The following is a 13,353-nucleotide window of genomic DNA, read 5'->3' on the forward strand; positions in this document are numbered from 1 at the left end:
TCCGCCGGAAGCTCGCGGTGTTCGGCATGGACGGGCCTCGCCGACCCTCCGTAGGCTGGTGATCACCTACGAAGGGGGGCGGGGTGAACGGCAATCCGCTGTACCACTGGATGGCCTTGGCAGTGTCCACGGCGCTGGCGCTGCCGGTGCCGGTGGCGATACTGGCGGGGTGGACACCGCCGTGGATGCGGGAGCGGCAGGCCGGGATGCGGCTTCGCGCCTACGGCCTTCTGTGCATCTACGCCTTCATGCTCGCCAATGGTGTCCCCCGGGTCGCCGACGCCTCCTTCGAGACGGTCATGGCCTGCATGAACGTGGGGTTGGGCTTCATCGCCGCCGCCGCAGTGCTGCTCCTGCTCGCGGCCCGCAGGGACTCAAGGGCCCGGACAGCCGGCCCGGTCGAACCCCGGGAAGGCTGAGAGACACCTCGCCGCGCCAGACCAGACACGGTCCAGCTGGAGCACATCCCCCAGCGCGTGGTCGCTCCGCTGTATTGGGCGACCCCGGCCCCCCGGCCCGCGGAAGGGGCGGACAGTGCCTAGTGGGAGGGGCCTGCCGGCGCCTCTCCGTACGGCCCGTTTTCGGGCCCGGCGGTGTGCGCGCTCCGGGAGTTGGATCAGGCGGCCGGGCGTGCCTTCGGTGCCCGCAGCGTGCGTGCGAGCCGGCCGAGCAGTACGGCGTTGAACAGTCCGGACAGGGCCGCACCGGCGGAGAAGACCAACGGGCTCAGCCAGGCGAGGGAGGAGGCCCACTCGGCGGGGGAGGCCACCAGGAGGGCGACGATGCTGAGCGGCGCCGTGGTCATGAGCGGCCAGATCCCGGCGAACCCCCGCCGGGCCGCCGGTTGTAGGCGGTACCTCCCTGGAAGACGAGGGTCGCTGCGGCGCGCCGTGATCGCGTCCCGCCGGGTGGTGTGGGGGATCTCCGTGGTCCCGACTCTGCGGGGCCGGGGACTGATGCCTTGCTGAAAAGCGTGAGCAGTCGGCGGGCAAGTGTTCCCAGAGCGCTCAAACGAGCGACATCAGGACAATAGCAGCCAAAGTGCTCACGCTTCCGGGACGGTGTGTCACGCCCGGGGCGCGGGCGCCTGCCCCGGCATCGCACACGTACGAGGCCGCATCCGGCCGAGCCACTCCGCACTCCCCAGATCCTCAATCTCCGAGCTTGCCTTTTACCCTTCTGCCGGGGTGCTTGGTCACTGGTGGACCGCTGCGGTGAGGCGTTGCAGTGCGGCGTGGGCGGGCGGGCCCCAGGTGGGCTTGCCTTCGGGGCGGCCGTGAACGCCGGCGTCTCCGATGTGGATGCCGGCGAGAGCGCGCAGCACCGCCCAGCCGCGGGCGCGGCGCAGGGTCGCGGCGTCCGGGCTTGGCCGGTAGCTCTGGTGGAAGAGGTCGGCGGCACCGTCCGGCAGCAGGATCCAGGCGGCGGCGAGGTCGCAGGCCGGGTCGCCGGCGAAGAGGTCGCCGAAGTCGATCACACCGCAGAAGGCGCCGTTCGTGGTCAGGACGTTGGCCGGGTGCAGGTCGCCGTGGAGCCAGAGACGCGGGCCTGCCCAGTGGGGCGCGGTGGCGGCGTCTTCCCAGATGGTGCGGACGGCGTCCGGGTCGGGGATCAGCCCCCGTGCGGTGGCCGAGGCGAGCCCTTGGGCGAAGTGTTCGGCGGTGTCGGCCAGCGGGCCACCGCGGTCCCGGCCGGCGGGTGCCCCGTCGGGGGCGGGGCGGTGGAAGGCGGTCAGGAAGGCGGCCAGGGCCACGGCCGCCTCCGCGGGGCGCGTGGCGGGGGCGCGGTCGGCGGGCTCGCCCGGGATCCAGGTGGTGACGAGCCAGGGTCGCGGGAACCGTTCGGAGGGCTCGCCGAGGCGCTGCGGCACGGGGATCGGCAGCGGAAGGTGCGGGGCGAGGAGGGGCAGCCAGGTGTGTTCCTTGCGCAGCAGCGCGTCCGCGGACTGCGTCGCCCAGGGCAACCGAACGGCGAGGTCGTCGCCGAGCCGCCACACTTGGTTGTCCCAGCCGAGTGCTCCGAGCTTCAGGGGACGGTCCGCCAGGTCGGGGTGCTGATCGCGCAGCAGATCCTGAATCAGGTCCTCGGTGATGTCCCTCTCGGTGGCCGTCATGTGGAGCAACGGTAGCCGGGGGAGCGGTCTGCCTGGGTTCCGGCGTGAGGGCTGCTCGCCCTGATCCTGCACTCCTTGCCCGGTCGACGTCAGCCCAGGTGTGCGACGAAAGCGCCCCAGGCGGCACGGCCGAACGGGATGACTGACCCGCTGGGGTCCTTGCTGTCACGTATGGGGGCGAAGGCGGGTACTTCGTGCGCGAGTTCAAGACATTCGTTGTTGCCGCCGCTGTGGCTGCTGCTACGCCACTTCGCGCCTGACAGGTCCGGCATGCCATGGCGTGCGGTGTTCATACCCTGTGCTCCTCGGCTCTGCGTCGGATGACCATGCGAGATTCCACGGGGGAGAGCGCAGAAGTACGGGCAGCGTCGAACAACTCCTGATAGCGGCCGACTTCGGCCTCTTGTTCCAACCACATTGAACCGGTGGGATTGTCCGCCAGTACCACGTCCAGCGCAGCTTCCTCGGGGAAGCCCAGTACTACGTACGGCCCGAACATACTCGCATGCGCTCCGCGGGAGAACGGCAGGATCTGGATGGTCACGTTGGGCTGCTCGGACGCGATCAGGAGCTGTTCCAACTGCTCGGACATCACCTTTGGCCCCCCGACCTGCTGGAGAAGTACGGCTTCGGACAGGACCGCCCAGAGCTGGAGTGGCGAGTCGCTGATGAGGCGCTCCTGACGAGCGAGGCGCACCTGGACGAACTGTTCGATCTCGTTCGCCGTTTGCCACTGGTGTGAGGCGACGGTCACCGCGCGGATGTATTCAGGGGTCTGCAACAGGCCCGGCACCAGTTGCGCCTGGAAGGTACGGATGGTTCCGGCCATGGCTTCCAGTGCAATGTAGTCGCGGTAGGTGTCGGCCAGCACCGGTCCGTATTGGTTCCACCACCCCTGCCTGCGACGACGGTTTGCCTTGCGGGCGAGCAGGCTGAGTCTGTCGCGCAGTTCGGCGTCCTCAGCCCCGTACGCGAGCAGCATTGCGGTCAGGTCGGGGATGCGAACAGTCACGCGGCCGTTCTCGATACGGCTGATCTTTCCCTTGGTGCAGTCGAGTGCCTCGGCCGCTTGCATGGTGGTGAGCGCGGCGGCCTCGCGCAGTCGACGTAGTTCATCGCCCAGTTGGCGTCCCAGGACGGTCGACGGGCTGGAGGCAGTGATGTTTGCAGGCATGGCAACAGCTCTAGCAGCGGGAAGGCTGAGATGTGGGGGACTTAACTCGAAAGATGGAATATTAGGCGCTTTTCTACTGGAAACGTTGCTAGTTCACAAGGTGCGCCTTCAGGCTGCCGATGTGCGCAAGCCCAACGGAACTTGCGCAACGCGGATTTCGCCGCTGCCGCCGAGTCCCGAGGAGCCCCATGACCTCATCGAACGACATCGCCTTCCGCCTCTCCCGCAGTCGCGGCAGCGTGCCCCGGGCGCGGGCGCTGCTTCATGCGGCACTCAGTGGCTGGGGGATCAACCAAGAGGTGCTGGGAGATGCCGAGTTGGTTCTCTCCGAGCTGGTGACCAATGCACTGCGCGTGCCGGTGCCGAGTGATCGGCAGATTGGAGTGCGCATCGCACGCTCCATGGCGGACGGGCTGCTGCGGCTGGAGGTGAGCGACGCCGGGGGCGGCTGCCCCGAGGTCCGGGCGCCCGGTGAGGACGAGACGGGCGGGCGCGGGCTGCTGCTCGTGGCGGCGCTCGCGCACCGCTGGGGTTATGAGGAGCGCGCGGCCGGGATCGGGAAGACGGTGTTCGCGGAGCTGAAGGCCCCGGACATCGTGGCTGAGCCTGTGATGCGCGAGATGGCGGCGGTCATGGTCCGGACCGGGCAGGTGGTGCGGGTCCGGGGCGAGTGGCGGAACGTCCTCGGTGTGCGGAATGACCGGTACGCGGCCGGCGGACCCGCCGTGGTGCTCGAGTTCGCCGATGGCACGTCACTGCGGGTCCATGCCGCTGAACCATTGGCCGTACGGACGGACGATTGCTCCGAATGATGTGGTGCCGTGTGCATGCGGCTGTGCCGAGAGGCGTTCCCGGACACGGTGACCCGGTTCGGCGACGGACTCCCGCCGCGTCGGCTGACCCGGGCGCGGAAGGTGGCCGACAGCGACGAGCGCGGCACGTTCGTCACCCCGATCGAGGTCGGGAAGTGCCTTGACCCCATGGGCCGGTATGCGCGTGGAGCGTAGACACGCCCCTGTCAGACCGAGAGGGAGAATTCCTCGCCCAGGGCGTGGAAGACGGCTGTGTTCAGGGCGAAGGCGCGCTGGCATTCGGTGATGACGCGCTGCTTCTCCAGGTCGTCCGCGCGGACTCCGTCCAGCAGTTCGCGGTACTCGCGCTTGAAGGCGGCGGGGTTCGTGATGTCCTCGAAGACGTAGAAGCGGACGCCGTCGCCCTTCTTCGGGAAGCCCCAGGTGCGCTCCGCCTTGTCGCGGATGATCTGGCCGCCGGAGAGGTCGCCGAGGTAGCGGGTGTAGTGGTGGGCGATGTAGCCGGCGGCCACGCGCTCGCGCAGTGCGCGACCCGCTCCGCGTACGCCCGCGTGGCGGGCAGTGCCGTCAGCGTCGTACGCCATTCGGGGCCGCGCAGGTGGGCCAGGTCCTGCTCCAGCGAGGGCAGGCGCAGCAGCTCCGGGCGGAGGAAGGGGCCGGCCACCGGGTCCGACGCCAGCTGCCGCGCGCCCGACTCCAGCGCCTCGTACACGAACCACAGCTGTTCGGTGTAGCGCGCGTACGCGTCCACGCCCAGTCGGCCGCCGAGCAGGTCGCTCATGAACGTCGAGGTCTCCGCCTCCACGTGCTGCTCGTGCGAGGCGGTGCGAATGAGGGTCGAGAAGGTCGAGGAGGAGGAGTCCATGAGTCCAGATCTTTTATGGTCAGGTTCGCCTAAGTCAATGACTTCCCGACGGGTTGTCGGTAACTTTCTCCTCCCTACCCCCTCGCGCCACAAAGAAAGCCCGCCCTCCGAAGAGAGCGGGCCAAAGGGGTGACCGGGTGACCTGGCCCGGGCTACGGCAGGGTCAGGATGTCCGCGCCCGTGTCCGTCACCACCAGGGTGTGCTCGAACTGGGCCGTGCGCTTGCGGTCCTTCGTCACGACCGTCCAGCCGTCGTCCCACATGTCGTACTCGTGGGTCCCCAGGGTCAGCATCGGCTCGATCGTGAACGTCATGCCGGGCTGGATGACCGTCGTCGCGTGCGGACTGTCGTAGTGCGGGACGATCAGGCCGGAGTGGAACGAGCTGTTGATGCCGTGGCCGGTGAAGTCCCGCACCACGCCGTAGCCGAAACGCTTGGCGTACGACTCGATGACCCGGCCGATGATGTTGATCTGCCGGCCCGGCTTGACCGCCTTGATCGCCCGGTTCAGCGCCTCACGGGTGCGCTCGACCAGCAGCCGGCTCTCCTCGTCCACGTCGCCGACCAGGTACGTCGCGTTGTTGTCGCCGTGCACCCCGCCGATGTACGCCGTCACGTCCAGGTTGACGATGTCGCCGTCGCGCAGCACCGTCGAGTCCGGGATGCCGTGGCAGATCACCTCGTTGACCGAGGTGCACAGCGACTTGGGGAAACCCCGGTAACCGAGCGTCGACGGGTAGGCGCCGTGGTCGCACATGTACTCGTGCGCCACCCGGTCCAGCTCGTCGGTGGTCACACCGGGCGCGATGTGCTTGGCGGCCTCCGCCATCGCCCGCGCCGCGATCCGCCCGGCGGTCCGCATCGCCTCCACGGTCTCGGGGGTCTGCACCTCCGGACCGGCGTACGGCGTGGGAGCGGGCTTTCCGACGTACTCGGGGCGGCGGATGTTTCCGGGTACGGAACGGGTGGGAGACAGCTCCCCTGGGATGAGCAGCGACTGGCCAGACATGGCGGCGAGTCTAATTGAGTGGCCGCGGGGGACCATCTTCCGTAGCGAAAGGAGCCGGTCATGCCCCTGTTCAAGAAGCGAACGGTCGGGAAGCCGGGCGAGTGGTTCTACTGCCTGGAACACCAGAAGGTCGAGGAGGGCCCGGAGTGTCCCGCCAAGGACCGCTTCGGCCCCTACACGAGCCGTACCGAGGCCGAGCACGCCATGGCGACGGCGCGTGAGCGCAACCTCCAGTGGGAGAACGACCCCAAGTGGCACAACGCCCCCGAGGGCGAGCGCGAGGACTGAGCGCGGGCGGGCCGCCGCTCCGGTCGGGCCGCGGCCCCGACCGGAGCTCCTGCTACCAACGGGCCGGTGGCGGGGCCGTCAGGAGGTCCGCCAGCCGGGACACGCGGTCCCGGAAGCGGCGGCCCCGCGGCGGCAGCGCGTTCTCCCCGGCCGCCGCGCTGACCAGGTGCTGCACGGTGTCCAGATCCAGCTCGGCGCCCTCGGGGACGGCCAGCGTCTCGTGCGCCAGCGCCGGAAGCCCACCGTCGCCGACGCCGAGGGACAGCAGCGTCGCACCGGCCCGGCGGGCGTCGGACACCCGCTCCAGCAGCGGGGCCGCGGGCTCCCCGGGCGCCACCACCACCAGCGTCTCGCCCCGCCGCGCCGCCTCCAGCCGCCCCAGACCCACCGCCAGATGCGCGGGATCCGAGGGGCGCGCGCCATGCCGTACGAGCGTCGGGGCCAGCTCCGGCGTGCCCGACCAGGCGGCCTCGTCCACCAGATGCGCCGCCAGATGCCACGGCTCGTACTCCGGTGTGCCCACGATCAGCAGCCCGCCCCCGTGCGACACCACCGATCCCCGCAGCGTCCCCGCGAACCGCCGGGTGGCCCCCAGCCACTCGGTCCCGGCGAGCACTTCGCGCAGCAGCGCGACCCGTACGGCGTCCATGGCACCGCATCCTGCCCCCGGCCGGGCCGTCGCGTCCCGGGTTCGCCGCGGATTCACCGGCCCGGGGACACGGCGGACGGCGGAGTGACGGGGCTCACGCGGGCCGGAAACGGCACCGCCGCGCACGTAGAGTCGGGCCATGACTTCCAGCACCCCCAGTGACAGCGCACAGCAGCCCGCGAAGGCCACCGGCAAGGACCCCTGGGACCTGCCCGACGTCTCCGGGCTCGTGGTCGGCGTGCTCGGCGGCACCGGACCGCAGGGCAAGGGCCTCGCCCACCGGCTCGCCCAGGCCGGCCAGAAGGTGATCGTCGGCTCGCGTGCCGCCGAACGCGCCCGGGCCGCCGCCGAGGAACTCGGGTACGGCGTCGAGGGCGCCGACAACGCGGAGACCGCCCGTCGCAGCGACATCGTGATCGTCGCCGTGCCGTGGGACGGCCACGGCAAGACGCTCGAAGGGCTCCGCGAGGAACTGGCCGGCAAGCTCGTCGTCGACTGCGTCAACCCGCTCGGCTTCGACAAGCAGGGCGCCTACGCGCTGAGGCCCGAGGAGGGCAGCGCCGCCGAGCAGGCCGCGGCCCTGCTGCCGGACTCCCGGGTCACCGCGGCCTTCCACCACCTGTCCGCGGTGCTGCTCCGGGACCCGGAGATCGACGAGATCGACACCGACGTGATGGTGCTCGGCGAGGTCCGCGCCGACGTGGAGATCGTGCAGGCGCTGGCCGGGCGCATCCCGGGGATGCGGGGCGTCTTCGCCTGGCCTGCGCAACGCCCACCAGGTGGAGTCCCTGGTCGCCAACCTGATCTCCGTCAATCGCCGCTACAAGGCACACGCCGGGCTCCGCGTCACGGACGTATGACCCGATGGGGGACACTGGTCGACGAAGCAGTGTCCCCCGACAGGAGCCCAGCCGCCATGCCCCGCCTCGCTCTCTACGCCCTCACCGTCTGCCTCCTCGCCGTCGCCGCGGCCGTCGTGTCCTTCTCCCGGGGCAGCTGGCTGGGCGTCGTCTGGATCCTGCTCGCGGGCCTGTCGTCCAACATGACCTGGTACTACGTGCGACGCGCCCAGGTGGAGAAGAGGCGGGCGGCACAGGACGCCCAGACGGACCACTCCGCCACGTGCTGACGGCTGGCTCCGTCACCGGCTGACGGCCGGCTGCGTCACGCGCCGACCGCGCAGAGTCCGTTCGAGCCCTGCCAGAAGCGGAACAGCTCCAGGCCGCAGTACGTCTCGATCTCGTGGATGCCCAGGGCCGACAGGATCGAGTCGACCGCGTCGAAGAACACACCGTTCACGGCGGGCAGCCACAGCAGCGCGAAGACGAACAGCAGACCGAACGGCGCGAACGGCTCCACCTGTCGCCGGAACCCGTGCGACAGCCACGGCTCGAGCACGCCGTAGCCGTCCAGCCCCGGCACCGGCAGGAAGTTCAGGATCGCGGCCGTCACCTGGAGCAGCGCGAGGAACGCCAGCGCGAACCGGAAGTGGACCGGTACGCCGTCCAGCGCGTCCAGCCAGAACGGTGCCGTGCACACCACCGCGAACAGGACGTTCGTCAGGGGACCCGCCGCCGAGATCAGACTGTGCCGCCAGCGCCCCCGGATCCGGCCACGCTCGATGAACACCGCCCCGCCCGGCAGACCGATACCGCCCATGATCACGAACAGCACGGGGAGCACGATGCTCAGCAGGGCGTGCGTGTACTTCAGCGGGTTCAGCGTCAGGTAGCCCTTGGCTCCGATCGAGATGTCACCGCTGTGCAACGCGGTGCGCGCGTGCGCGTACTCGTGCAGGCACAGCGAGACGATCCAGGCGGCGGTCACGAACAGGAACACGGCGATGCCGGGCTGCTCCGCGAACCCGGTCCAGGTGGCCCATCCCGTGACCGCCGTGACGGTCAGGATGCCCAGGAACACGGGGCTGATCCTCCGGTCGCTGCGGCGGATGGCGGCGGTGGTCATGGGGCTCCCTGGACTGTCTGTCGGGCGCATGGCGGCACGCGGGGGCGGACTGCCCGACCGTACCGGGCGCACCGGGAAAACGTCTCGCGTCGGCCACCGGTTCCGGAGAGGGCGGGGCGGGGGCGCCCCGGTCCGCCCCGCCCCGACCGGCTCCCCGCCCTCACCCGCCCCCGACCTGCTACCGCCCCCGGACCACCGGAGACAATGGGCCCCGTGCGCTATCGCATCCTCGGCACCACACAGGCACTCCGCCCCGACGGCACCGCCGTCCCGGTCGGCGGGGCGCGGCTGCGTGCGCTGCTGACCGTGCTCGCGCTGCGGGCCGGCCGTACGGTGCCGGTGCGGCTGCTCGTCGACGAGGTGTGGGACGGCGCCCCGCCCGCCGACGCGACGGGGGCGTTGCAAGCCCTGGTGGGGCGGCTGCGCCGGGCGCTCGGTGCGGACGCGGTGGCCTCCGGCGACGGCGGCTACCGGCTCACGGCCGCGTCCGACGCCATCGACCTGCACCGTTTCGAGCGGCTGGCCGCAGAGGGCCTGCGCGCGCTGTCCGACGGGGATCCCGGTCAGGGCGGGCGCCGTGCTGGACGACGCCCTCGCCCTGTGGCGTGGTCCCGCCCTCCCCGATCTGCCCGACCGCACCGCCGAGGCGGCCAGGGTCGACACCCGGCGCCTGGACGTCCTGCGCGCCCGGCACGGCGCGGCCCTGGCCCTCGGCCGGGCCGCACAGTCCCTGCCCGAGCTGACCGCCCTGTGCGACAGCCATCCGCTCGACGAACCCCTGCAGGCGCTGCGGCTGCGCGCCCTGCGCGACGCGGACCGTACCGCCGAGGCACCGGCCGCGAACCCCTGGGGGTACCGGGGGAGTTGCTGCGACCGGTGGAACCGCTGCCGGAGCCGGTCGCGCTGCGGCTGCTCGCCGACCGCGGGGCCGCCGCCCGCCCCGGCTTCCGCGTCGACGACGATCCGGCGGCGTGCGCGGAGATCTGCCGACGGCTCGACGGTCTGCCCCTCGCCATCGAACTCGCCGCCGCCCGGCTGCGGATGCCGGCCCCGCGCCAGATCGCCGACCGCCTCGACGACCGCTTCCGGCTGCTCACCTCCGGCAGCCGCACCGTGCGGCACCGCCAGCAGACCCTGCGGGCCGTCGTCGACTGGTCCTGGGATCTGCTCGACGCGGACGAACGGGACGTCCTGCGGCGACTGTCCGTCTTCGCCGACGGCTGCGACCTCGCCGCCGCCGAGGCGGTGTGCGGGCCCGCCGTCCTGCACGCGCTCGGCTCGCTCGTGGACAAGTCCCTGGTGGTGGCGGCCCCTTCGGGTGACGTCGGGATGCGCTACCGGCTGCTGGAGACGGTCGCCGAGTACGCGGCCGAACGACTCGACGAGGCCGGACAGCGGGCCGACGCCGAGCGCGCACATCGGACGTACTACCGCGAACTCGCCCGCACCACCGACCCGTTGCTGCGTGGACCGGAGCAACTCGAAGCCGTTCAACGGCTGGAGCGCGAGTACGAGAACCTGCGCACGCGCTGCGCCACGCCGTCGCCGCACGCGACGAGCACGAGGCGCTGTGCCTGACGCTGTCGCTGATCTGGTACTGGCAGATGCGCGACCAGCGGATCGAGTCCCGCAACCGGTGCCGTGAGGTCATGGCGCTCGGCCCGGACCCGTTCGCCGAACCGGTGCGCCTCGCCACCGCGTTGTGGCAGCGCTGCACCGACGCCCCGCCGCCGATGACCGACGAGGTGCTCGCCGAGGCCCGGCGCGGCGTGCATCTGGCCCATACGGCGCAGATGGAAACGGAGCTGGACGACTGACCGTGGCCATCGCCTCCCACATGCGCGCGGCGTATCTGACCATGGGCGCCACGGCACTGGCCGCGTCCCGGGCGGCGCGCCCGGGACGCGGCCCGTTGCCTCGGTGCCGCCGACGCCTCGCTGCCCCCGGCCATGTCGCCGCCCGCATGGAGCGCGAGGTGCGCGTCCTGGCCGAACGGCGAGCCCGGGCCGTCCTCGGCGATCCGGCCTACGAGACCGCGTACACCGAGGGCACCTCCTCTCCCCGGAGAAGGCCGCCACGCTGGTCTGATCCCGCGTGGTTCCCGGTACGGCGGGGTGTACCGCCCGGTACGGTGCGCCACTTGGCCCGGTGGGTTGCGCGGGCCCGGCGCGGGTACGGCACCCGGCACGCCGGGCGCCTGGCCCGGTGCGCTTCCCGGCACGCGCCGCCGGGCCCGGCGCGCCACCGGGCCCGGCGGCTCACTCGGCATGGCGGGGCTGCCCTGTCCGGTCGGCGGCCCGGCCCGGTGGGATGCCCGCCGGGTCGGGTGGGGCCGGAGGTCAGCTCTTGGTGCGGAACTTGTGGATCGCCACCGGTGCCATCACCGCGGTGATCCCCACCGACCAGGCCAGCGTCATCCACAGGTCGTGCGCGACCGGGCCGCCCACCATCAGCCCGCGCGCGGCGTCCGCCAGCGAGGACAGCGGGTTGTACTCGGTGAAGTTCTGCAGCCAGCCCGGCATCGACTGGGTCGGCGCGAAGATCGACGAACCGAACTGCAGCGGCATCAGCACCAGGAAGCCCATCGCCTGCACCGACTGCGCGTTCTTCATCGCCACGCCCAGCGTGATGAAGATCCACATGAGGGCGGAGCCGAACACCACGGACAGCCCCACGGCGGCGAACAGTCCCGGCCAGCGGGTGATGTCGAAGCCGACCAGGACACCGACGACCATGAGGATCGTGGTGGCGATCAGCATCCGCAGGATCTCGACCGCGATCTTGGCGAACAGCACCGAGCCACGACCGATGGGCAGCGACCGGAAGCGGTCCATGACACCCGTGTTGAAGTCCTGGTTGAAGCCGGTGCCCACCCCCATAGCCATGTTCATGCCCATCATGGCCATCAGGCCGGGCACGATGTACTGGACGTACGCCTCCTGCCCGCCGCCCAGCGCCTGCCCGATCGAGCCGCCGAAGACGTACACGAACAGCAGGGTGAAGACGATCGGGAACAGCACGGCGTCGAACATGGACTCCGGGTCCTGCCGGATCCACAGCAGGTTGCGGCGGACCAGCGCGCCGGTGTGGCGCAGATGGGAACGGAGCGGGATACGGCCGTCCGCGCTGGTCACGGGGGCCACCTCGGGCGCTCCGGGCGCGTCGTGCGCGCCGCCGGGGGTGGTCACGGTCGTCGCGGAGCTCATGCGGCGGTCTCCTCGTGGGTCTCGGCGGGGCCGGCGTCCTGCGGGGCACTGGCACGGTGGCCGGTGAGCGACAGGAACACCTCGTCCAGGCTGGGCAGTTCGGTGGTGATGGAGGCGAGGGTGAGGTCGTGCGCGGTGACGGCGCCGACCACCGCGGTCAGCTGCTCGTCGCTGAGGATCGGGACCAGCACGGCACCCCGCTCGGTGTCCACGGTCACGGTCGCGAGCCCGGTGACGCCCAGGCCGTCGAGGGCGGCGGCGAGCGGGCGCAGCTGGAGCGGATCGGCCGGACGGATCCGCAGGGTACGTCCGCCGACCCTGGCCTTCAGCTCCTCGATGCCGCCGCTGGCGATGACCTTCCCGCGGTCCACGACGGTCAGTTCGGAGGCGAGCTGCTCGGCCTCCTCCATGTACTGGGTGGTCAGCAGCACGGTCACGCCGTCCCCGACCAGCCGCTTGACCTCGACCCACACCTCGTTGCGGGTGCGTGGGTCCAGTCCGGTGGTCGGCTCGTCCAGGAACAGTACGGCCGGCCGGCCGATCATCGAGGCGGCCAGGTCCAGCCGGCGTCGCATACCGCCGGAGTAGGTGGCGGCCGGACGCCGGGCCGCCTCGGTGAGCGAGAACCGCTCCAGCATCCCGTCGGCGCGGGTGCGGGACTCCTTGCGGGGCAGGTCGAGCAGCCGGCCGATCATGTACAGGTTCTCCCAGCCGGAGAGCTTCTCGTCCACGGAGGCGTACTGCCCGGTCAGCCCGATCACCCGGCGCAGCTGCCGGGGCTGGCGGACCACGTCGTAACCGGCGACGGTAGCCCGGCCGGCGGTCGGGGCGAGCAAGGTGGACAGGATCCGTACGAGGGTGGTCTTGCCGGCCCCGTTCGGTCCGAGCACCCCCCTCACGGTGCCCTCGCGCACCTCCAGGTCGACACCGTCCAGCGCCTTGGTCTCGCCGTAGTGCTTGACCAGTCCCCGCACGGTGACGGCGCTGCCCGCGCCACCGGAGTCGTTGTCGTTTCGCGTCATGCCCCGAGGGTGTCATCCCCCACTGACAAACCCCCGACAGCCTTCCGACAGGGCGGGACAGCCTGTAGGCACGGCCGACACCAACAGCCCGCCTGGGGGTACCCCCTGCTCGTAGAGCTTGGGGGAGATTGAGGACGAGGCCGTCCAGGCCGACGGGGGGTCTGGGGGCGCAGCCCCCAGAAACGCCGGCCCTCACGGGGGACGGGCCCGCCGATTGGGGGAAGATCGGCGGGCCCGTCAGTGTGCGGC

14 protein-coding genes and 3 pseudogenes are annotated in these 13,353 nt (G+C 71.4%); 7 read left to right on the forward strand and 10 right to left on the reverse strand.

Going from position 1 to position 13,353, the window contains the following annotated elements:
- Nucleotides 1-83: 83 nt before the first annotated feature.
- Nucleotides 84-419, forward strand: a complete 336-nt coding sequence (locus WJ438_RS28860) for a hypothetical protein (protein ID WP_406727808.1) — start codon at nucleotides 84-86, stop codon at nucleotides 417-419.
- A 197-nt stretch (nucleotides 420-616) separates the two neighbouring features.
- Here the strand turns inward: WJ438_RS28860 and WJ438_RS28865 are convergent, their stop codons facing one another.
- From WJ438_RS28865 to WJ438_RS28880, 4 genes are all read right to left on the reverse strand, one after another.
- The gene (locus tag WJ438_RS28865) at nucleotides 617-958 is read right to left on the reverse strand and encodes an SCO4225 family membrane protein (RefSeq protein ID WP_406729842.1); all 342 of its coding nucleotides are present in this window, start codon (nucleotides 956-958) and stop codon (nucleotides 617-619) included.
- 237 nt (nucleotides 959-1,195) lie between these two features.
- Complete coding sequence (locus WJ438_RS28870) at nucleotides 1,196-2,113, reverse strand: phosphotransferase (RefSeq protein ID WP_406727809.1); 918 nt, start codon at nucleotides 2,111-2,113, stop codon at nucleotides 1,196-1,198.
- An 89-nt stretch (nucleotides 2,114-2,202) separates the two neighbouring features.
- The gene (locus WJ438_RS28875; protein WP_406727810.1) at nucleotides 2,203-2,406 is read right to left on the reverse strand and encodes a DUF397 domain-containing protein; all 204 of its coding nucleotides are present in this window, start codon (nucleotides 2,404-2,406) and stop codon (nucleotides 2,203-2,205) included.
- Entirely contained in the window at nucleotides 2,403-3,287 is an 885-nt protein-coding gene (locus WJ438_RS28880) for a helix-turn-helix domain-containing protein (protein WP_406727811.1), read from the reverse strand. Before WJ438_RS28880 ends, WJ438_RS28875 begins: the two co-directional genes overlap by 4 nt.
- 188 nt (nucleotides 3,288-3,475) lie before the next feature.
- Here WJ438_RS28880 and WJ438_RS28885 point away from each other — a divergent pair, with 188 nt between their 5' ends.
- Together WJ438_RS28885 and WJ438_RS28890 are read left to right on the forward strand one after the other, a co-directional pair.
- Complete coding sequence (locus tag WJ438_RS28885) at nucleotides 3,476-4,099, forward strand: ATP-binding protein (RefSeq protein ID WP_406727812.1); 624 nt, start codon at nucleotides 3,476-3,478, stop codon at nucleotides 4,097-4,099.
- Between the two features lie 15 nt (nucleotides 4,100-4,114).
- Nucleotides 4,115-4,294, forward strand: coding sequence for a hypothetical protein (locus WJ438_RS28890; protein WP_406727813.1), 180 nt, complete (start codon nucleotides 4,115-4,117; stop codon nucleotides 4,292-4,294).
- A gap of 11 nt (nucleotides 4,295-4,305) precedes the next feature.
- Here WJ438_RS28890 and WJ438_RS28895 read toward each other — a convergent pair.
- Nucleotides 4,306-4,964 (reverse strand): annotated as a pseudogene (locus tag WJ438_RS28895) (heme oxygenase (biliverdin-producing)).
- A gap of 152 nt (nucleotides 4,965-5,116) precedes the next feature.
- The gene (gene map / locus WJ438_RS28900; protein WP_406727814.1) at nucleotides 5,117-5,974 is read right to left on the reverse strand and encodes a type I methionyl aminopeptidase; all 858 of its coding nucleotides are present in this window, start codon (nucleotides 5,972-5,974) and stop codon (nucleotides 5,117-5,119) included.
- 60 nt (nucleotides 5,975-6,034) lie between these two features.
- On the opposite strand from map, the gene WJ438_RS28905 reads away from it, so the two are divergent.
- Nucleotides 6,035-6,262: a hypothetical protein gene (locus WJ438_RS28905; RefSeq protein ID WP_406727815.1), complete on the forward strand. Its 228-nt coding sequence runs from the start codon at nucleotides 6,035-6,037 to the stop codon at nucleotides 6,260-6,262.
- A gap of 52 nt (nucleotides 6,263-6,314) precedes the next feature.
- Here WJ438_RS28905 and WJ438_RS28910 read toward each other — a convergent pair whose 3' ends face one another.
- Entirely contained in the window at nucleotides 6,315-6,911 is a 597-nt protein-coding gene (locus WJ438_RS28910) for a hypothetical protein (protein ID WP_406727816.1), read from the reverse strand.
- Nucleotides 6,912-7,050: 139 nt separating this feature from the next.
- Here WJ438_RS28910 and npdG point away from each other — a divergent pair.
- Together npdG and WJ438_RS28920 are read left to right on the forward strand one after the other, a co-directional pair.
- Nucleotides 7,051-7,771, forward strand: a pseudogene (gene npdG, locus WJ438_RS28915) (NADPH-dependent F420 reductase).
- A 56-nt stretch (nucleotides 7,772-7,827) separates the two neighbouring features.
- The gene (locus WJ438_RS28920; protein WP_406727817.1) at nucleotides 7,828-8,040 is read left to right on the forward strand and encodes a hypothetical protein; all 213 of its coding nucleotides are present in this window, start codon (nucleotides 7,828-7,830) and stop codon (nucleotides 8,038-8,040) included.
- Nucleotides 8,041-8,075: 35 nt separating this feature from the next.
- On the opposite strand, the gene WJ438_RS28925 is transcribed toward WJ438_RS28920, so the two are convergent.
- A complete protein-coding gene (locus WJ438_RS28925) occupies nucleotides 8,076-8,876 on the reverse strand; it encodes a site-2 protease family protein (RefSeq protein WP_406727818.1) in 801 nt (266 codons plus the stop codon).
- A 345-nt stretch (nucleotides 8,877-9,221) separates the two neighbouring features.
- Between WJ438_RS28925 and WJ438_RS28930 the strand changes: the two are divergent.
- Nucleotides 9,222-10,687, forward strand: a pseudogene (locus WJ438_RS28930) (AfsR/SARP family transcriptional regulator); the annotation flags it as partial.
- A gap of 528 nt (nucleotides 10,688-11,215) precedes the next feature.
- Here WJ438_RS28930 and WJ438_RS28935 read toward each other — a convergent pair.
- On the reverse strand, nucleotides 11,216-12,082 hold the full coding sequence (locus WJ438_RS28935; RefSeq protein WP_406727819.1) for an ABC transporter permease: 867 nt from the start codon (nucleotides 12,080-12,082) through the stop codon (nucleotides 11,216-11,218).
- The gene (locus WJ438_RS28940) at nucleotides 12,079-13,104 is read right to left on the reverse strand and encodes an ATP-binding cassette domain-containing protein (protein WP_406727820.1); all 1,026 of its coding nucleotides are present in this window, start codon (nucleotides 13,102-13,104) and stop codon (nucleotides 12,079-12,081) included. The genes WJ438_RS28935 and WJ438_RS28940 overlap by 4 nt, the downstream gene beginning before the upstream one ends.
- Nucleotides 13,105-13,353 lie beyond the last annotated feature (249 nt).

It is taken from the genome of Streptomyces sp. GD-15H (genome assembly GCF_045291515.1).
In the GTDB taxonomy this organism is placed as follows: Bacteria; Actinomycetota; Actinomycetes; order Streptomycetales; family Streptomycetaceae; genus Streptomyces.